Genomic DNA, 19,217 nt, shown 5'->3' with positions numbered 1-19,217 from the left:
GCCGGGCTGGCTTCGCGTGAAAGATCGTCTCCGGTTCTCGGGCTCGGGCATACTGGAGCCCGCGCGCAGGCGCGGCCTGCTTTGGACTTTCAATACGCGAATGGAACGCCCCGACCCTGACGAATTGCTCAATAAGCTGCAACGCGAGGAGGAAAAAAAACAGCGCGGCAAGCTGAAAATTTTTTTCGGTGCATCGGCGGGCGTGGGCAAGACGTTCGCGATGCTGCAGGCGGCACGGCGATGCCGCGACGAAGGCGTCGACGTCGTGGTCGGCGTGGCGGAAACCCACGGACGCAGGGAAACCGTGGCGCTGCTCGATGGAATGCCGTCGATTCCTGCTGCCCGTTATCCGTATCGCGGCAAGGTGTTGCCGGAATTCGACCTGAACGCGGCGCTGGCACGCAGGCCGCAGTTGATCCTGGTCGATGAGCTTGCGCATTCGAACGTGCCCGGCGCACGCCACCTGAAGCGTTGGCAGGATGTGCAGGAACTGCTGGATGCTGGGATCGACGTCTACACGACGCTTAACGTCCAGCATCTCGAAAGCCTGAACGATGTGGTTGGCCAGATCACTGGCATTCGTGTATGGGAAACGATTCCGGACCGAATATTCGATCTGGCGGACGAGGTCACGCTGGTGGATCTGCCCGCGGACGAACTGCTCGCGCGCCTGCGCGATGGCAAGGTCTATCTGCCACAGCAGGCAGAGCACGCGGTACGCCATTTCTTTCGTAAGGGCAACCTGATTGCGTTGCGGGAACTGGCGTTGCGACGCACCGCGGATCGGGTGGATGCGCAGATGCGCGAGTATCGCGCGGATCAGTCGATTGAGCGTGTCTGGCACGCGCGCGAGCGGATTATCGTGTGTATCGGCCCGGGCTCAGAGAGCGCGACGCTGGTGCGCGCGGCTGCGCGGCTCGCGGCGACCTTAAAGGCGGATTGGCTGGCGGTCTATGTCGAGACGCCGAAGCTGCAACGGCTGCCGGACACCGTCCGAAAGCGCACACTCGATGCGTTGAAATTGGCCGCCGAACTCGGCGCCGAAACGGTGACACTGGATGGGTCCGACGCGGCCCGCACGCTGCTGGCTTATGCGAGGATGCGCAACGTGTCTAGGCTCGTCGCCGGCATGCCGCGCACGCGACGCTGGCTTGCTCCGTCAGTCGGTGAGCGGTTGCTGCAATCAGCGTCCGACATCGACGTGACGCTGGTGGGCGCTGGCCGCGCGCATGAGCGGCGTGGTGCACGCGGCGACGTGCGCAGCTTCGCGTCGTCGCTGGGTGACGAGCGCCGCTCGACGTTGCGTCACTACGCGTATGCGGCGGCGATCAGTGCCGGCATCACGGTGGTGGCGACCGAACTGCTGCGCCGGATCGATCTGGCGAATCTAGCGATGCTGTACCTGCTCGGTGTGATCTTTGCCGCCGCAAGGCTGGGGCGCGGTCCGGGTGTGCTGATGTCGTTTCTCAGCGTCGTGTCGTTCGACTTTTTCTTCGTGCCACCGCGTATATCGCTGTCGGTGTCCGACACGCAATACCTGTTGACGTTCGCCGTGATGCTGCTCACGTCGCTGACGATCAGCCATTTGACGTCGAGTCTGCGCCGGCAGGCGCGTATCGCGACGCTGCGCGAGCGGCGCACCAGCGCGATGTACGCGATGACGCGAGAGTTGGGTGCGGCGCTTGCCACCGGCCAGATCATCGAAATCGGCATGCGGCATGTCGCGGAAGTGTTTCAGGCGCACGTGTCAATCTTATTGCCGGACAGCAACGACAAAGTCAGGCAGAAGGTCGAGGAGCCGGATCCGGCGATTATGCTGCAGCCATCGGCACTCGATACTGATATCGCGCAATGGGTTTACGACCAGCAAAAGCCAGCTGGACACGGTACCGACACGTTGCCGGCCGCCGACGCACTCTATCTGCCGCTAAAGGCGCCGATGCGCACGCGCGGCGTGTTGGCACTGGTGGCGGCGCGCTTTGAGGACCTGGCGGTGCCCGAGCAGCGTCGTATGATCGATACATTCGCCGCGCAGATCGCCCTAGCGCTGGAGCGCGTGCACTACGTCGAGATCGCGCAGGACGCGCTGGTCAGCATGGAGTCCGAGCGGTTGCGCAACTCGCTGTTGTCGGCCATTTCGCACGACCTGCGCACGCCGCTGACGGCCATCGTCGGCTTTGCGTCGATGCTCGCCGAGCAGCAGGGCGGTGGTGCGCCGCCTCGGCCGCAGGCCGAGCGCGACCTGATCGAGGCAATCCACGAGGAAGCGCTGCGCATGACGCGTTTGGTGACCAACTTGTTGGATATGGCCCGGTTGCAGGCCGGCGCGGTCCGGCTCAACCGCCAGTGGTTGATGCTCGAGGAAATGGTGGGCGCCGCACTCGCCGCATGCCGCCGGAGCTTGGCCGCCCATCCGGTGCACGCGCGCGTGCCGGCCGAGCTGCCGCTGCTGCGGCTCGATCCGGTGCTGATAGAGCATTTGTTCGCCAACCTGTTCGAGAATGCCGCGAAGTACACGCCGGCCGGCGCGCCATTATTGATTGATGCGGGTGTGGTCGAGGACGGCGCGCGCCGCTATGTCAAAGTGGCGGTCGAGGACAGCGGCCCCGGTCTGCCGCCGGGCATGGAAGCGCGCGTGTTCGACAAGTTTACGCGTGGCGAAAAGGAATCGGCCAAGCCCGGCATCGGCCTCGGGTTGGCGATCTGCCGGGCCATCGTCGACGCTCACGGCGGTCGAATAGGCGCGGAAAACCGCGTTGATGCGCAAGGCCGCGTGCTGGGGGCGCGCTTCTGGTTCATGTTGCCGGCCGATGAGGTACCTCCGGGCGGCAGCGAAGCGCTGGAACAGGATGCCGACGCAGCGCGCAGCGGGCATGCGGTTGACGAGATCACACCGAAATCATGAGCGAACCGAACGTGACGATTGTCCTGATCGAGGACGAAAAGCAAATCCGCCGTTTCGTGGGCACCTCGCTGCAAGCGCAGGGCATGGCGGTATTCGACGCGGACACGGGTCGGCAGGGGCTGGTCGAGGCTGCCACGCGCCGGGCGGATCTGGTGATCGTGGACCTGGGCCTGCCCGATATCGACGGCCTGGACGTGATCCGCGAATTGCGCGGATGGACCGATCTGCCGATCATCGTGTTATCCGCTCGTAGTCAGGAGGAGCAGAAAGTGGCCGCGCTGGATGCGGGGGCGGACGACTACCTGACCAAGCCGTTCGGCGTGTCGGAGCTGCTGGCGCGGATCCGCGCGCAGTTGCGCCGGCGCAATCGCGGGGGCCAAGACGACACGCCGCAAGTACAGTTCGGCGGCATCGTCGTGGACCTGACCGCACGCCGCGTGACCCGGGATGGCGAGGTGGTGCATCTGACGCCGATCGAATACCGGCTCCTGGTCACGCTGGTGCGTCATGCCGGCCGCGTGTTGACGCACCGCCAATTGCTGCGCGACGTCTGGGGGCCTTCCCATGTGGAGAGCCATCATTACTTGCGCATCTACATGGGGCATTTACGACAGAAGCTGGAGCGCGATCCTGCGCAGCCCGAGCATATCGTGACCGAGACGGGTGTCGGATACCGGCTCGCCGGCGTGCAGTAGCAGCTTCACCGGGTGTGGCGCTGGGTCGCGGCACGGCCACGCTCGGCAGCGCACCCGGCACTTTGATAGAATCGATGCAACCCGTTGTGCGGGACGGCCCGCGCGCTACGGTTCGTATCGGGGACGACCCCATTTCGTCAAGGTTGTAGCCGATGGCATGGATCTTTCTGGTGATGGCGGGCCTGCTTGAAGTGGCATGGGCTGCCGGCCTGAAAAGCTCGGAAGGCTTTTCCCGGCCTGGCTGGTCGATCTTCACACTGGTGACGGCGCTGATCAGCTTCGGTTTGTTGGCACTGGCGATGAAACAGTTACCGCTGGGCACCGCGTATGCAGTGTGGACCGGCATCGGCGCGCTGGGCGCATTCGTGTTCGGCATCGTGATGATGGGCGAGGCGCTGACGCCGGCCCGGGCGGGCAGTGCAGTCCTGATCCTGGCCGGGCTGATCGGCTTGAAGCTCACGTCCGGCCATTGAGCGAGACGGCGCTCGCGCGGCGACTGTCGCTATAATGGTTTCGGGTTTATCCAACACTGACGCTTGCGGCGCGCGCTGCACTGGCCCTTGCCGGTGCGCGCGGGGGCGCGCAAGGAGGCGTTAATGCTCTACGCCCTTTCTCTGGCAACCGGGCTTGCGTGGGCAAGCGGGCTGCGCTTGTACCTGACGGTTCTGTTGACCGGCCTGCTCGCGTCGTTCGACGTCGTGCGTCTTCCCGATGCGTTGTCGCTGCTGGGTTCGCCGTGGATCATCGGTGCCGCAGCGCTGTTGGCGATTGCCGAATTCCTGGCCGACAAGGTGCCCGCCGTCGACTCGCTGTGGGACGCGCTGCACACGCTGATTCGCATCCCGGCCGGCGCGATGCTCGCCTATGGCGCGGCCGGCCATGCCGATCCGCGCGTTTTGGCGGCGGCGGCGTTGGCCGGCGCGGCGTTGGCCGGCACTGCGCACCTGGTCAAGGCTGGCGCCCGCGCGTTAATTAATCTCGCGCAGCAGCCGCCGTCGACCTGGGTCGTGTCGTTTGTGGAGGACACGATCGCCGTCCTTGGGTTGTTGCTCGCGTTGTTCATGCCGGGGCTGTTCCTGCTGGGCATGCTGGTGTTCCTGGCGCTTGCCGCGTATGCGTTGCCGCCGTTGTGGCACGGCGTGCAGCTCGGTTTTCGCGGCATGGCGACGGACATGGTGCCGGTGCGCCGTCAGCTCTCGCCGTTGGCGGCGCGCGTGCCGCGCGGCAAATGATCGGCGCCGATTTCGTCGTGCGGGCAGATCATCCCGTTGAGCCGCTATTCGCGTCGCATGCTCGCTCGCTTGGCCTCGCCACGGCCGATACCGCGACGATCCCTTCTTTGGAACCGGCATAGTCGACATACTCGTTTGGCGATCCTAACCGGCAGCCGGAGACAAGTCGATGATCGCGCCGCCGCGCTTGCCGCGATCCGTCCTCATGCGGTGAGCCGCTTCGCGCGCAGAGATCAGTGCCGAGCGCGTTGGTTTTGAACATCCGCCGCCGCCGCTCGACATCCATATCGGCCAGCGGCAACGACGGCGCCACGATGCGACTAGACCGCTTCGCGCTTCTCCGACCACTTGTCGCCGATCGGCGGCACGTAGCGTTGCAGCCCGTCAAGCAACGCGTCGACGTCCGACTCCACTTGGAGCAGTCCGACGTAGTCGTGCCGCATGAAGCCCTCATTGGCGGTGTGGCGCAGCATTGCCAGCAGCGGATCGTAATAGCCGGCGATGTTGAGCAGACCGACCGGCTTTTGGTGATAGCCGAGTTGCGCCCACGTGTAGACTTCGAACAACTCTTCGAACGTGCCGGCGCCGCCAGGCAGCGCGACGAACGCGTCGCTCAGGTCAGCCATCATTTTCTTGCGCTCGTGCATGTTTGCGACGACGTGTAACTCGGTCAAGCCGCGATGACCGACTTCCTTGTCGATCAATAGCTGCGGGATCACGCCGATCGCATGGCCTTGCGCTTGCAGCACGGCATCCGCGATCTCGCCCATCAAGCCGACGTGGCCTCCGCCATAGACCAGTGTGAGACCCGCGTGCGCGAGCGCGCGACCAAACGCCTGCGCCCCCTGCCGGTATTCGTCCCGACGGCCGACAGCGGAGCCACAATATACGCACACCGAATTAATCATCGCGCCCCCTTCGGGCGTTGCGTCTCGGCCTTGCCTGACTCGGACCGTGTCTCGCCCCTGCCGTCGCGCGGCGGCAGGTAGTCGGCGAATTCGCGCATCGGCAACCGGCCGGAAACCAGATCGTCGAACAATTGGCGCGAACGTCCGCGCAGATAAGGGGCCATCAGCGATACGATGTGTAGGCTCGCCTGATGCAATTCGGCCCGGATCGCTTCCTGCTCGTTGTACTTGCGTGGGTTCATCACGAACTGGTACGACAGCCAATAGGTCGAGATCACGCCGATGTTGGTCGAGATCACGCCGACCTCCTGGGGCGTCGCTTCCATCTCGCCGTCGGCAATCAATTGCTCGCACAACTGGCGCGCGAAATTGACTTTATGCGTGATGATCTGCTTGAAGTGCGTCTCCAGTGTGCGGTTGCGCGCCAGCAAATCGTTCAGGTCCCGATAGAGGAACCGGTACGTCCACAGAAAATCTGCCATGTAGGCCAGATAGGCCCACATCTCGTCGATTGTTGGACGATGGTCATCGGGAAAGCGCAATCGCTTGCCGATCTCTTGCTCGAACTGAGCGAAGATGCTGTTGATGATGTCGTCCTTGTTGCGGAAATGGTAGTACAGGTTTCCTGGGCTGATTTCCATTTCCTCGGCGATCGTCGTCGTTGTGACGTTCGGCTCGCCGATCTCATTGAAGAGTCGCAACGACAGTTCGAGGATTCGGTCGCGGGTGCGACGGGGCGGTTTCGATTCCATGGCGTCGGCTCTGTGCGCCGGAAACTCCGGCTGGTGGGCTCGCACGGGCGAGATCGCCGGATTATAAACTGCCGTTTTCGCACTGAGGCGCAGGCTTTGTTGTATCGGACAGACTGATCGGCTTAGCAGACCTATGTAATAGATTCAGTGGAAGCATGCAGAGGTGCGAGCGGCGGCTCGGCGTTCCATGATCGGTCCGCTTCGGTGGCGTCCGGCAGCGGCGCGCCGGGCTGGGAGCGTTTAATATCGCGCACCAGAGAGCGGTATCGATGCATGCCGGAGTCGTCATCGACGCTGGCAACAGGCGGCGCGTTCGACGCGGACGGGGGCGCGAAGAGGCCGTCGGCGTGCCGGCCGGCTGGAGGTCACGCAGGGGACCGCCGTCTGCGCCGGCTTGCTCTTTGCGCCGGTGTGCTTCAGGGGCTACGGGGGTAGGTTGGACACTTTGGTCCACGCTCGCGCAGTGTAATGGCCCGCATTGCACGATGCCGGCGTGAAACCGGCCGGCGTGAAACTGGCGCGACAGTTACAAGACGTTCTTATTACGGGGCAGCAACAATGCGGGTACCGGCCAGCCGGTCATGCAACCATTGCCGATCCGGATCCAGCCATTGCGTACTGGCCCATAGCGTTATCCACGCGGACAGCGCGAGCAGCGTGTGCGGCACCGACCCTCCGAGCACCGAATGGAGCGCCAGCGGCGGCAGGAACCATAGCCAGGCAAGCACGTAGCGCAGCATTGCGCGCCCCAACCCGACCGGTGCGAGCGCGTGGTCAACGAGCCGCAGTCGCCAAGTTTTCATCGGCAATGTTTGGCCGCCATGGGTCCAAAACCAGACGAAATACGCGCCGACGACGAGAGTGATCCAGCCAGCCAACAGATTGTGATGCGTTAATCCATCGCGTTGCTGGGTCAGCGCGCTGAATAGGTAGCCGGCAATAAAGACGACGCCGAACAAAATGATGCCTTCGTAGAGCGCGCACAGCAGGCGGCGCCACAGGGATGGGGCGCGGCCACGAGGCACGTGTTCACGCGGCAGATTCACTGCGCGTGATCGTTGAAGAACCACGGCACCGACTGCGCCGGCTTTTCCGGCTCGGTTTGTGAGCCGGCGGCCGGGGAAGATGTCAACGCAGCGGCCGACGCCGACGGTGCCGGGTGGGTGTCGGGCGGCGTGCCCGGGCCAACTGGCGCCGTACTGGCCGAGGTGCCGGCGCGTGGTGCAGCCGCGGCGGCATCGGCGCGCTCGCGTGAGCGCTCGAGCTTGCCTAGGTCCTTGATTTCAGGCTTACCGCTTGGCGGCGCGCTGACTACGGTCGGGCGTCGTGCTTTCTCGGTGGCCGCCAGCTTGCGCTTTAATTCGTCGGGCAATTGCTGATAGGCGCTCCACGCCTTTTCGCGTGCCTGTACGGAGAGTTCCTTGGACAACTGGTAGTTCTCACGCGCGACGCGCCGCTGCTGTGGCGTCATGCGGATCCATTCGGCCATTCGTTGATGCAGTCGCTGTTGCTCTTCTGTGCGCATTTTTGGATATCTGGCTGCAATTTTCAGCCATTTCCGCTTGCGCTCGGCGCTGAAATGATCCCATTGGGGGGCCAGCGGCGCTAGCGCGTCGCGCTGCGCCGCGGTAAGGCGGGCCCAGGACAGTGGGTTGGCCGCATCGGCTGCCATGTCGGCAACGGCGGCGTGGCTCGCCACTGCTGCTACCCCGCTGCCGACCGGCGCTGGCGCGGCGTCAGACGGCAACGCGCGAGACGACGATGCTGGGTGAAAGCGCGGATAGGTTGCCATGAACGCGACAAATGCAGCCATCACACCCGCATAGACCATAGCCAAACCGCGCTTGTTACTCACCGACATTGCTCCTAGTTAGCGTATCAGTGCCCGTGCGACAGGTAGGCGTGAAAGCCGTGGTCCAAGTAGGCGGACAGCGGCAGCTCGTCGCTGAGCATGGCTGCGTCGATCGCGGCGATGTCGGCTAGGCGCTGCTGGTTTTCCCAGTCGCGGATCGCGGCGAGACCGCACACCAGCGCCAGTAGCGGCCAGACTAGGGCTAGGCGGCTCCAGCGGGCGCGCTTGCGTGCGCCGCTGGTGCCCGTTGGCACGTTGCCGGCGCCGGCCAGCGCCGGCAGGTAAACCGGCCGCGTGCGAGTATCGGGTTTCTTTCTCGCAAGCGCGGCCTGTCGCGCGGCCGCCAGCCGGTCAGTCGTCGCGCGTGGCAGGCGCGCTGCGCCCTCGTCGAGCGCTCGGCGTACTTTCAGTGCAAATTCGATTTCTTTTGTCTCAAGTGTACCGCTCATAGTGTGATTCCTTTCGCCTTCAGCGCGACAGCCAGCGCATGCGTGGCCCGCGAGCAATGGGTCTTGACGCTGCCCTGCGAGCAGCCCATCGCGGCAGCGGTTTCGGCGACATCCATATCTTCCCAATAACGCATCAGAAACGCTTCACGTTGACGCGCGGGCAGTTTTTGGATCTCCTCGTCGATCAGCGCGAGCACTTGCTCCCGCTCGAGCCGGTCGGCGCTGTTCTCGACCGCGGTCGAATTGTCCGAGGATTCGTAGGTTTCCAGCACGTCGAACTCGTCGTCATCGCCGTTGCCCAGCGCCGAAAACAGGCTGACCCACGTGTTGCGCACCTTCTGGCGGCGAAAGAAATCGTGGGTCGCGTTCTGCAAAATGCGCTGGAACAGCAGCGGTAGCTCGGCCGCAGGCCGCTCGCCGTATTTCTCGGCGAGCTTGATCATCGCGTCCTGGACGACGTCCAGCGCGGCGTCGTCATCGCGCACCGCATACGCGACATGCTTAAATGCGCGCCTTTCGACGCCCGCCAGGAAATCGGCGAGTTCCTTGTCTGATGCCATCCTTGTGGAATTCGGCGCGACAGGTGACGCGTGACGCGCGGAAAGTGAATTGCCGGCTAGCCCGCGCCATCGGGGCGCGCCAACCCAACAAAAACGTGAAAACCCGCGGATGCTAGCAAAAAAAAAGGCCCTGTGGGAAGCCAGCATTTTTTGCTTGACCCTTGTTGCGCGACTCGATATGGTAATAGATTCGCAAGACGCTGTGATTGTCTCATTGAGGCGACGCTCACAAAGCTCGTACTCTCTCTAAGACGCGCCGCTTGAACCCGAGCCACAAGCCCGGTGGAGAGCCCCCGATCAATTTTTTGCCGAAAATTCGAAAGGTGAACGATGAATATGCCAAGCGCGGAATGCTCCACGTCGGATCTCTCCTCCCCTGCTGAAACCAAAACCGGCTCGATCGGCGCGACCGTGCTGATGCGCGCGCTCGCTGACGAAAACGTCGAATTCATTTGGGGATATCCGGGCGGCTCGGTACTCTACATCTACGACGAACTGTACAAGCAGGACAAGATCCAGCACGTGCTGGTGCGCCATGAGCAAGCCGCGGTGCACGCCGCGGACGCCTACGCGCGCTCCACCGGCAACGTCGGCGTGTGCCTGGTAACCTCCGGGCCCGGTGTGACGAACGCGGTGACCGGCATCGCCACCGCATACATGGACTCGATTCCGCTGGTGGTCATCAGCGGCCAGGTGCCGACGGCGGCGATTGGCCAGGACGCGTTCCAGGAATGTGACACGGTCGGGATTACGCGGCCGTGCGTGAAGCACAACTTCCTCGTGAAGGACGTGCACGAACTCGCCGCGACAGTGAAGAAGGCGTTCCACATTGCCCAGAGCGGCCGCCCCGGGCCGGTGCTGATCGACATCCCGAAGGATGTGTCGAAGGCGCCGTGCCACTACGAGCCGATCAAGCATATTGCGCTGCGCTCGTACAACCCGGTCACGAAGGGTCATTCAGGCCAGATCCGCAAGGCGGTCGCACTGCTGCTGTCTGCAAAGCGCCCGTACATCTATACCGGCGGGGGGATCATCTTGGCCGAGGCTTCGCGCGAGTTGAACCAGTTCGCGGACCTGCTCGGCTACCCGGTCACCAACACGCTGATGGGCCTGGGTGGCTATCGCGCGACGGATCGCAAGTTCCTCGGCATGCTCGGCATGCATGGCACGTACGAGGCCAACATGGCGATGCAGCACTGCGACGTGCTGATTGCGATCGGTGCCCGCTTCGACGACCGTGTCATCGGCGACCCCACGCATTTCGCGAGTACGCCGCGCAAGATCATTCATATCGACATCGACCCCTCATCGATTTCCAAGCGAGTGAAGGTCGACATCCCGATTGTGGGCGACGTGAAGGAAGTGCTCAAGGAATTGATCGAGCAGTTGCAGACCGCGCCGCACGGCCCGGACGGTGCCGCATTGGACGCGTGGTGGCAGCAGATCGAGCAGTGGCGTGCCCGCGATTGTTTGAAGTACGACCGCGACAGCGAGATCATCAAGCCGCAGTACGTCATCGAGACGCTCCACGAGCTGACCGGCGGCAACGCGTTCGTGTGCTCGGACGTCGGTCAACATCAAATGTGGGCTGCGCAATTCTACCGCTTCGACAAACCGCGCCGCTGGATCAATTCCGGGGGGCTCGGGACGATGGGCTTCGGTCTGCCGGCTGCGATGGGCGTGAAGATGGCGCATCCGGACGCCGACGTAGTGTGCATCACCGGTGAGGGCTCGATCCAGATGTGCATCCAAGAGCTGTCCACATGCAAGCAGTATGAGACGCCGGTCAAGATCGTGTCGTTGAACAACCGCTACCTGGGCATGGTCCGTCAGTGGCAACAACTCGAGTACAACAAGCGCTATTCGCATTCATACATGGACGCGCTGCCGGACTTCGTAAAGCTTGCTCAAGCGTATGGCCATGTTGGCCTGCGTATCGAGCGCAGGGCAGACGTCGAGCCGGCGTTGAAGGAGGCGTTGCGGCTCAAGGATCGTACCGTGTTTCTCGATTTCCAGACCGACCCGACCGAGAACGTCTGGCCGATGGTTCAGGCCGGTAAGGGCATCACTGAGATGCTGCTCGGCGCAGAGGACCTCTGACGAAGCGCGCGTCGGCGCGCGCGAAGGCGGCGCTGCCCGCGACACGCGGCGTGCCGCGGGTAGCGCCGGGCGCAAGAACATCGAAACGGGAAAGAGAAACAAGATGCGACACATTATTTCCGTGCTGCTGGAGAATGAACCCGGTGCGTTATCGCGCGTGGTCGGCCTGTTCTCGGCGCGTGGCTACAACATTGAGACCCTGACCGTCGCGCCGACCGAGGACCGCTCGCTGTCGCGCATGACGATCGTGACGATTGGCTCGAACGACGTGGTTGAACAGATCACGAAGCATTTGAACCGCCTGATCGAGGTGGTGAAGGTGGTCGACCTGACCGAGGGCGCCCACATCGAGCGCGAACTGATGTTGATCAAGGTGCGGGCGGTCGGCAAGGAAAGGGAGGAGATGAAGAGGATGTCGGATATTTTCCGCGGCCGCATCATCGACGTCACCGAGAAGACCTACACGATCGAGTTGACCGGGGCCAGCGGCAAGCTCGACGCATTCATCGACGGGATCGACGCCACGGCGATCCTGGAGACGGTGCGCACTGGCGGCTCGGGCATCGGTCGCGGCGAGCGGATCTTGAAGGTTTGACCTGTTCTGGTGCCGCGGCGGGCAGCGCGGCATCGGGGGCAATGAACACTGAATCGAAGTGACACTACACGAAGGAAATCACATGAAAGTTTATTACGATAAGGACGCCGATCTCTCGCTGATCAAGGACAAGCAAGTCACGATCATCGGCTACGGCTCGCAAGGCCACGCGCACGCGCTGAACTTGCGCGACAGCGGTGTGAACGTGACGGTGGGACTGCGTCGCGGCGGCGCGTCGTGGGCGAAGGCCGAGACCGCCGGCCTGAGCGTGAAGGAAGTAGCCGAAGCGGTGAAGGGTGCCGACATTGTGATGATCCTGCTGCCGGACGAGCAGATCGCCGACGTCTACAAGCGCGACGTGCATGAGCATATCAAGCAAGGCGCGGCGCTCGCGTTCGCGCATGGCTTCAATGTGCACTATGGCCAAGTGGTACCGCGTGCCGACCTGGACGTGATCATGATCGCACCCAAGGCGCCGGGCCATACGGTGCGCGGCACCTACACACAGGGTGGCGGGGTGCCGCACTTGGTCGCGGTCGCACAGGACAAGTCGGGCGCGGCGCGTGACATCGCACTGTCGTATGCGGTAGCCAACGGCGGTGGCCGTGCGGGCATCATCGAGACGAACTTCCGCGAGGAAACCGAGACCGATTTGTTCGGCGAGCAGGCCGTGCTGTGCGGCGGCACGGTCGAGCTGATCAAGGCCGGCTTCGAGACGCTGGTTGAGGCAGGCTACGCGCCTGAGATGGCGTACTTCGAATGCCTGCATGAGTTGAAGCTGATCGTCGACCTGATCTATGAAGGCGGCATTGCGAACATGAACTACTCGATCTCGAACAACGCCGAGTACGGGGAGTACGTGACCGGCCCGCGCGTGATCACCGACGAGACGAAGCAGGTGATGAAGCATGTGTTGCGTGACATCCAGACCGGCGAGTACGCGAAAAGCTTCATCCTTGAGAACCGCGCCGGCGCGCCGACGCTGCAATCGCGGCGGCGCCTGACGGCCGAACACCAGATCGAGACGGTTGGCGCGAAGCTGCGTGCGATGATGCCGTGGATCGCGAAAAACAAGCTGGTCGATCAGTCGAAGAACTGATCACGCGCTCGCACCACGCACGCGCCATCGCGCGTTCGAGCCGCCTGGGGCGTCATGCCCGGGCGGCTTTTCTTTATTCGCCCACAGGCCGCGGGCGTGACAGGCGGCCGGGGTTTGCTATCCTTCTATTTTCTTGGAACTGGCGTTGCCTATATGACTTATCCTCATCCGATCATTGCCCGCGAAGGTTGGCCTTTCATCGCTGCCGCGTTCGTCGTGACGCTGCTGATCCATGCATTCGTGGGCTTCGGCTGGGCGTGGCCTTTCTGGCTGCTGACACTATTTGTCGTGCAGTTCTTTCGCGATCCGCAGCGGCCGGTGCCGCAGCAGCCGAATGCCGTGTTGTGCCCGGCTGACGGACGGATCGTCGCGGTCGAGACTGCGCACGATCCGTACGTGAACCGCGACGCGCTGAAGATCAGCGTGTTCATGAACGTGTTCAACGTTCATTCACAACGCTCGCCGGTTGACGGTGCGGTGACCCAGGTCGAATATTTCCCCGGCGCCTACCTGAATGCAGCAATCGACAAGGCGTCGCTGGAGAACGAGCGCAACGCGATCGTGCTGCAGACCGCGGACAATCACATTGTCACCTCGGTGCAGGTGGCCGGATTGATCGCTCGGCGCATCCTGTGCTACGTGCGCACCGGCGAGCCGCTCTTCCGCGGCCAGCGCTATGGCTTCATCCGCTTTGGCTCGCGCGTGGACGTCTATCTGCCGTTGGGCAGCAAGCCGCGGGTGTCGATCGGCGAGAAGGTACAGGCGTCGGCGACGATCCTGGCCGAGCTTTGAGCGGCGCAAGGAGGGCTTGATGGCTGATTTCAAACCGCGACGCCCGCGTGCGGGCGGGCCGCGCCTGGCGCGACCGTTCCGGCGCAACCGCACGGTGCAAGAGCAGATCGCGCGGCGCAGCCTGCGGGCCGCGCGCCAACAATTGCTACGCAAACGCAGCGTCTACCTGCTGCCCAATGCGTTCACAACCGCTGCATTGTTCTGCGGTTTCTTCGCCGTGGTACAGGCGATGAACGTGCGTTTTGAGATCGCCGCGATCGCCATCTTCGTCGCGATGGTGCTGGATGGCATGGACGGCCGCGTGGCACGCATGACGCATACACAAAGTGCGTTCGGCGAGCAGTTCGACAGCCTGTCGGACATGGTGTCGTTTGGTGTTGCGCCAGCGCTGGTGATGTACGAGTGGGTGCTCAAGGATCTAGGTCGCTGGGGGTGGCTTGCCGCGTTCGTCTATTGCGCTGGCGCCGCGCTGCGCCTGGCACGCTTCAATACGAACATCGGCGTGGTCGACAAGCGCTATTTTCAGGGCCTGCCGAGTCCGGCCGCTGCCGCGCTGGTGGCCGGCTTCGTATGGCTGGCGACCGATAATCGGGTGCCGCTCAAGCTCGGCTGGCTGCCGTGGGTCGCATTTGGCCTGACGATCTATGCGGGCGTTACCATGGTCTCCAATGCGCCGTTCTACAGCGGCAAGGCGCTCGACGTCCGGCATCGGGTGCCGTTTGCGGCGATCCTGCTGGTCGTAGTCGCCTTCGTACTTGTGTCGTCTGATCCGCCGCTGATGCTGTTCGGCCTGTTTGTATTGTATGGTTTGTCCGGCTATGTGCTGTGGATGTGGCGCGCGATATCGCGCAAGCCCAATCCGGTCGCGTTGGGTGCTGTCAAGCCGGCCGCCCACGAGCCCATCACGGATAAGGCGTCGGACAGGGTACGCGCGGTGGAAAGATCTGCTACCCAGGAGCACATCGCAAACAAGGCGTTGGACAACGAGCGCCGCGCGGACAAGCGGCCATAGTCATCGACTATTGGCCAATGGCACGGTTAGGTTGCGTTGCACGTTGACCTAATTGACGCTATAGTCGTCCGAATCAATATGGCTGCACGGCTTCTACTATCTCTACCGGTCGGCGCGTTATCTCGCGCGCCGACGTCGGCGTGTCTATCGCGCTGAATCGATTCTGCCTCCGCTTCGTCTCGCCTGTTCGCACCGGCGTCACCTGCGGTGTGCCGATAGAGGAGGTTGCCGCTTACCCCACTGATTCGAGTCCGGAGACTGACATGGCAGACAAGTTGATCATATTCGACACGACGTTGCGTGATGGCGAGCAATCGCCGGGCGCGTCGATGACGAAGGAGGAGAAGATCCGCATCGCACGACAGCTCGAGCGCATGAAGGTGGATGTGATCGAGGCGGGCTTCGCGGCCAGTTCGGACGGAGATTTTGACGCGATCCAGGCGATCGCCTCGCAGGTCAAGGACAGCGTGATCTGCTCGCTGGCGCGCGCCAATGACAAGGATATTGCGCGTGCGGCCGAGGCGCTTAAGCCGGCGGGGCGGTTCAGGATCCATACATTCATCGCGACCTCGGCGCTGCATATGGAGAAGAAGCTGCGCATGACGCCGGAGCAGGTGTACGAGCAGGCGCGGCTGGCAGTGCGTTTTGCTCGGCAGTTCACGGACGACATTGAGTTTTCGCCAGAGGACGGTAGCCGCTCGGACATGGATTTCCTGTGCCGGGTGCTGGAGGCGGTGATCGCGGAGGGCGCCACCACGATCAACATTCCGGATACCGTCGGCTATGCGGTGCCGGACGGCTATGCGGCGCTGATCCGGCAGATCCGCGAACGGGTGCCGAACTCCGACAAGGCGGTATTCTCAGTGCACTGCCACAATGATTTGGGTATGGCGGTGGCTAACTCGCTGGCGGCGGTGAAGCTGGGCGGCGCGCGGCAGATTGAGTGCACGGTGAACGGGCTTGGCGAGCGGGCCGGGAATACGTCGCTGGAGGAAGTGGTGATGGCGGTGAAGACGCGCCGTGACTACTTCAGGCTAGAGGTGGGCCTCGACACGACGCAGATCGTGCCGGTCTCGAAGCTGGTGTCGCAGACGACGGGCTTTGTGGTGCAGCCGAACAAGGCGGTGGTGGGGGCCAATGCGTTTGCGCACGCGTCGGGAATTCATCAGGACGGGGTGCTCAAAGCGCGGGACACGTACGAGATCATGCGTGCGGAAGACGTGGGCTGGAGCGCGAACAAGATTGTGCTCGGCAAACTGTCGGGCCGCAGCGCGTTCAAGCAGCGGCTGCAGGAATTGGGGGTGGCGCTAGACAGCGAGGCGGAACTGAACGCCGCATTCGCGCGTTTCAAGGAACTGGCCGATCGCAAGGCGGAGATCTTCGACGAGGATATCTTGTCGATCATCAGCCAGGAGGCCAATGCCGCGCACGATCACGAAACTTATCGGTTTGTGTCGTTGTCGCAGCATTCGGAAACGGGCGAGCGGCCGCACGCGAAGGTGGTGTTCACCGTCGACGGTAGCGAGATGACCGGCCAGGCGCACGGCAACGGCCCGGTCGATGCGACGTTGCATGCGATCGAGTCACGGGTCAATAGTGGTGCGGAATTGATACTGTATTCGGTCAACGCGATCACGGCTGGCACGCAGGCGCAAGGCGAGGTGACCGTGCGGCTGTCGAAGGCGGGGCGTATCGTCAATGGCGTCGGCACCGACCTGGACATCGTCGCCGCGTCGGCAAAGGCTTATATCGCGGCGTTGAACAAGCTTGATCCGAGCGCCGAAAAGCTCAATCCACAGCGCTCGTAGCGGTGCGGCCGCACGTCGCACGCTGCCATTCGTGCCGCACGTTGCATGTCACCATCCGTGCCATGCCATGCCATGCCATGCCATGCTGTGCCGTGCCGTGCCGTGCCGTGCCGTGCCGTGCCGTGCCGTGCCGTGCCGTACGGCGCGCGCCGCCATCCGTGTCACGCGGCGCTGCTCGTCGGTTCGCCCACGCTTGGTCGTGACGGCGCTGCCCTGCCGCCGACACCGGCGTGGTCGCCGTCCGCTTTGGCGCGGCGCCGCTAAAATAGGAAGCGCCGGCGCTCTGGATCGTGCAGCGGGTCAGGCGTCTTCTGCGTGAGCCGCAACACACCGGCGTCGTCAAAATAGAAGTGGTACAACTGGTACCAGACGCCGTCATCCATGTAGCGATAACTCCACACTTCCCGCTTCATCCTTGGGAAATAGGCGGTTTCCTCCGGCTTGCCGAAGCGGATCAGCACATCGTTCTTCGTCCATTTGCCGACCTGTGCTTGATAGAATTCGCTGTTTTGCAACACCTGTCGCACGTCAACGACCTTGCCCGTGCCGTCGACATCGGCCGCCGTTGTCGTTTCGCCCATCGGCTGGGTTGGCCACATCAACCGCTTGCCCCCATTGGGCAGATCATACACTTCACGGGGTGCGCCGAGCCGCGCGATCAGCATCGACGCATCGTCACCGGGCTTGAAGCGTTGCCAGGGCTGTACGCAACCGCACAGCGCCAGCAGGGCAAGACCGGCGGCGGCTCGTGCTCGAGCGGGCGCGGCCCAGGCCGACCACGCAGGCGAATCCGATAATGACATGGTCCGAACTCCTTCTTCCATTGCAGCAATTTTGCCATGCATTGACGCAAAAGATCGCACCGGTCTTGCCGCGCGAGGGCACGCTAGCCTATGATCCGCGCTTTGATGTGAACGGCGAGGACTGGATGGGCAGCGAGCAATGCGGACAGGATCGAATGAATGGACGTGTAGGAGACTTGCCGGTGGGTGGGCCTCTGGCTGTGGCGCGCCGTGCGCATAGGCGCATCGCGCAGTCCGTGTGTGCTGGATGGCGGCGCTTGCGCGGCGTGGCCGCAGTGTTGCCGATGTCGATGGCGCTTGCCTGCGCGGCGCACGCGCAGGCAAGCGCCGCGGCCGCGACGGCTGTGCCCAGTCCGGGTTCGGCGCAGCGCGCGCTGCCCGCCGGCGCGCCGGTGCGGCTCGCGCTGATCGAAGGGATGTCCGGTGCATTTGCGAATGCGGGCGCGGCAGTCGAGCGCAACCTGCGCTTTGCGATCGAGCGGGTCAACGCCCGCGGCGGGGTGATGCTGCGAGACGGCGCGCATCCGCTGCAGTTGGTTGTGCTGGACAGCCGAGGGGCCACGGATGAAGCGCTGGTGCAGTTGCGCGCCGCCGCCGACGCGCGGATTGCTTTCGTGCTGCAAGGCAATAGCTCCGCGGTGGCCGCGGCGCTGATCGCCGCGATCAACAAGCACAATGTGCGCGAACCCAACCGTCGCATGCTGTTGCTGAACTACTCGGCCGATGATCCGGCGCTGACCGAGGACGACTGCAGCTTCTGGCATTTCCGCTTTGACGCGCACGCGGGCATGCGGATCAACGCGTTGACCGAGGTGATGCGCCGCGACTCGTCGCTCAAGAAGGTTTATTTACTTAACCAAGATTACAGCTTTGGCCGCCAGGTGAGTTCACTGGCCCGTTCGTCGCTTGCTGCGCAGCGGCCCGACGTGGCGATCGTGGGTGACGAGTTTGTGCCGGTGGGTCGGGTCAAGGACTTTGCGCCGTATCTGGCAAAGATCCGGGCGAGCGGCGCTGACGCGGTGCTGACCGGCAATTGGGGCAACGATCTGACGCTGCTGGTGCGCGCGGCGCGCGAGCAGAACCTGAAGCTGCGGTTCTACACCTTCTACGGCAACAGCCTCGGCGCGCCGGCGGCGCTCGGCGATGCCGGCGTGGGCCGTGTGATCGCGGTGGCGGACTGGCATCCGAATGTGGGCGGGGCGGCGTCCGACGCGTTCTACACGGCATTCCGGGCGCGGTATCCGGCGCCGTTGGACGATTATCCGTTGCTGAGAATCAGCGTGATGATCGACATGCTGGCTCGCGCGCTCACGCACGCCGGTTCGGACGACGCACTGGCGGTGGCAACCGCGCTGGAAGGCGCGCGCGCCGACTACGGCAGTGGCTTCCATCCGTCGTGGATGCGTGCCAACGATCACCAGCTAATCCAGCCCCTTTACGTCATGCAGATGGAGAAGGCGGGTACCGCACACGTGCGCTTTGACAATGAAGGTTCCGGCTATGGTTTTCGCACGCTGCTGACGCTCACGCCTGAGCAGACGATCCCGGCCAGCACGTGCCGGATGCGCCGTGTGCGCTGATCCTAGCTTGCCTCGGCTATGCTACAATTAAATTTAGTTGTAAACCCACGGCACGGCCTTTCTTCCGTGACCGCC

General features: G+C 63.4%; 18 protein-coding genes and 2 pseudogenes. 12 read left to right on the top strand and 8 right to left on the bottom strand.

Going from position 1 to position 19,217, the window contains the following annotated elements:
- Window positions 1-100: 100 nt before the first annotated feature.
- From KQH55_RS09835 to KQH55_RS09815, 5 genes and pseudogenes are all read left to right on the top strand, one after another.
- The gene (locus tag KQH55_RS09835) at window positions 101-2,905 is read left to right on the top strand and encodes a DUF4118 domain-containing protein (protein WP_235090705.1); all 2,805 of its coding nucleotides are present in this window, start codon (window positions 101-103) and stop codon (window positions 2,903-2,905) included.
- A complete protein-coding gene (kdpE, locus tag KQH55_RS09830) occupies window positions 2,902-3,600 on the top strand; it encodes a two-component system response regulator KdpE (RefSeq protein ID WP_235090704.1) in 699 nt (232 codons plus the stop codon). Before KQH55_RS09835 ends, kdpE begins: the two co-directional genes overlap by 4 nt.
- A 152-nt stretch (window positions 3,601-3,752) precedes the next feature.
- Window positions 3,753-4,073, top strand: a complete 321-nt coding sequence (locus KQH55_RS09825; RefSeq protein ID WP_076786389.1) for a multidrug efflux SMR transporter — start codon at window positions 3,753-3,755, stop codon at window positions 4,071-4,073.
- A gap of 123 nt (window positions 4,074-4,196) precedes the next feature.
- Window positions 4,197-4,832: a DUF4126 domain-containing protein gene (locus KQH55_RS09820; protein WP_235090703.1), complete on the top strand. Its 636-nt coding sequence runs from the start codon at window positions 4,197-4,199 to the stop codon at window positions 4,830-4,832.
- Window positions 4,796-4,942 (top strand): annotated as a pseudogene (locus KQH55_RS09815) (ABC transporter permease); the annotation flags it as partial. The gene KQH55_RS09820 and the pseudogene KQH55_RS09815, both read left to right, overlap by 37 nt.
- Here KQH55_RS09815 and KQH55_RS09810 read toward each other — a convergent pair.
- The 7 genes and pseudogenes from KQH55_RS09810 to KQH55_RS09780 form a co-directional block, all read right to left on the bottom strand.
- Window positions 4,930-5,148, bottom strand: a pseudogene (locus KQH55_RS09810) (NAD(P)-dependent oxidoreductase); the annotation flags it as partial. The pseudogenes KQH55_RS09815 and KQH55_RS09810 overlap by 13 nt on opposite strands.
- A 4-nt stretch (window positions 5,149-5,152) precedes the next feature.
- Window positions 5,153-5,737 (bottom strand): TIGR00730 family Rossman fold protein, encoded by a 585-nt coding sequence (locus KQH55_RS09805; RefSeq protein ID WP_235090718.1) that lies wholly within the window; start codon window positions 5,735-5,737, stop codon window positions 5,153-5,155.
- Entirely contained in the window at window positions 5,737-6,492 is a 756-nt protein-coding gene (locus KQH55_RS09800; RefSeq protein WP_076795870.1) for a TetR/AcrR family transcriptional regulator, read from the bottom strand. Before KQH55_RS09800 ends, KQH55_RS09805 begins: the two co-directional genes overlap by 1 nt.
- A gap of 542 nt (window positions 6,493-7,034) precedes the next feature.
- Complete coding sequence (locus KQH55_RS09795) at window positions 7,035-7,562, bottom strand: RDD family protein (protein WP_083703698.1); 528 nt, start codon at window positions 7,560-7,562, stop codon at window positions 7,035-7,037.
- The gene (locus KQH55_RS09790; protein ID WP_235090702.1) at window positions 7,535-8,347 is read right to left on the bottom strand and encodes a DUF3106 domain-containing protein; all 813 of its coding nucleotides are present in this window, start codon (window positions 8,345-8,347) and stop codon (window positions 7,535-7,537) included. The genes KQH55_RS09795 and KQH55_RS09790 overlap by 28 nt, the downstream gene beginning before the upstream one ends.
- 23 nt (window positions 8,348-8,370) lie before the next feature.
- A complete protein-coding gene (locus tag KQH55_RS09785) occupies window positions 8,371-8,793 on the bottom strand; it encodes a DUF3619 family protein (protein ID WP_235090701.1) in 423 nt (140 codons plus the stop codon).
- Window positions 8,790-9,353, bottom strand: a complete 564-nt coding sequence (locus KQH55_RS09780; RefSeq protein ID WP_076795860.1) for an RNA polymerase sigma factor — start codon at window positions 9,351-9,353, stop codon at window positions 8,790-8,792. Before KQH55_RS09780 ends, KQH55_RS09785 begins: the two co-directional genes overlap by 4 nt.
- Window positions 9,354-9,683: 330 nt before the next feature.
- Here KQH55_RS09780 and KQH55_RS09775 point away from each other — a divergent pair, with 330 nt between their 5' ends.
- The 6 genes from KQH55_RS09775 to KQH55_RS09750 all read left to right on the top strand — a co-directional run bounded on the left by KQH55_RS09775 (window position 9,684) and on the right by KQH55_RS09750 (window position 16,759).
- A complete protein-coding gene (locus KQH55_RS09775) occupies window positions 9,684-11,453 on the top strand; it encodes an acetolactate synthase 3 catalytic subunit (RefSeq protein WP_076795857.1) in 1,770 nt (589 codons plus the stop codon).
- Window positions 11,454-11,556: 103 nt separating this feature from the next.
- Window positions 11,557-12,048 carry an acetolactate synthase small subunit gene (gene ilvN, locus KQH55_RS09770; protein ID WP_076786401.1) on the top strand — a complete coding sequence of 164 codons (492 nt, stop codon included), beginning with the start codon at window positions 11,557-11,559 and terminating at the stop codon, window positions 12,046-12,048.
- Window positions 12,049-12,130: 82 nt separating this feature from the next.
- Complete coding sequence (gene ilvC, locus KQH55_RS09765; protein ID WP_076786403.1) at window positions 12,131-13,147, top strand: ketol-acid reductoisomerase; 1,017 nt, start codon at window positions 12,131-12,133, stop codon at window positions 13,145-13,147.
- Window positions 13,148-13,300: 153 nt separating this feature from the next.
- Window positions 13,301-13,939, top strand: a complete 639-nt coding sequence (locus KQH55_RS09760) for a phosphatidylserine decarboxylase (protein WP_076795854.1) — start codon at window positions 13,301-13,303, stop codon at window positions 13,937-13,939.
- Window positions 13,940-13,958: 19 nt separating this feature from the next.
- A complete protein-coding gene (gene pssA / locus KQH55_RS09755) occupies window positions 13,959-14,951 on the top strand; it encodes a CDP-diacylglycerol--serine O-phosphatidyltransferase (protein ID WP_076795852.1) in 993 nt (330 codons plus the stop codon).
- 263 nt (window positions 14,952-15,214) lie between these two features.
- Complete coding sequence (locus KQH55_RS09750; RefSeq protein ID WP_235090700.1) at window positions 15,215-16,759, top strand: 2-isopropylmalate synthase; 1,545 nt, start codon at window positions 15,215-15,217, stop codon at window positions 16,757-16,759.
- 260 nt (window positions 16,760-17,019) lie between these two features.
- On the opposite strand, the gene KQH55_RS09745 is transcribed toward KQH55_RS09750, so the two are convergent.
- Window positions 17,020-17,562: a hypothetical protein gene (locus KQH55_RS09745; protein WP_235090699.1), complete on the bottom strand. Its 543-nt coding sequence runs from the start codon at window positions 17,560-17,562 to the stop codon at window positions 17,020-17,022.
- A gap of 284 nt (window positions 17,563-17,846) precedes the next feature.
- On the opposite strand from KQH55_RS09745, the gene KQH55_RS09740 reads away from it, so the two are divergent.
- The gene (locus tag KQH55_RS09740; protein ID WP_235090717.1) at window positions 17,847-19,142 is read left to right on the top strand and encodes a branched-chain amino acid ABC transporter substrate-binding protein; all 1,296 of its coding nucleotides are present in this window, start codon (window positions 17,847-17,849) and stop codon (window positions 19,140-19,142) included.
- Window positions 19,143-19,217: the final 75 nt, after the last annotated feature.

Source organism: Mycetohabitans sp. B3 (assembly GCF_021498065.1).
Classification (GTDB): Bacteria; Pseudomonadota; Gammaproteobacteria; order Burkholderiales; family Burkholderiaceae; genus Mycetohabitans.
This window is presented reverse-complemented; position numbering and strand designations above follow the sequence as displayed.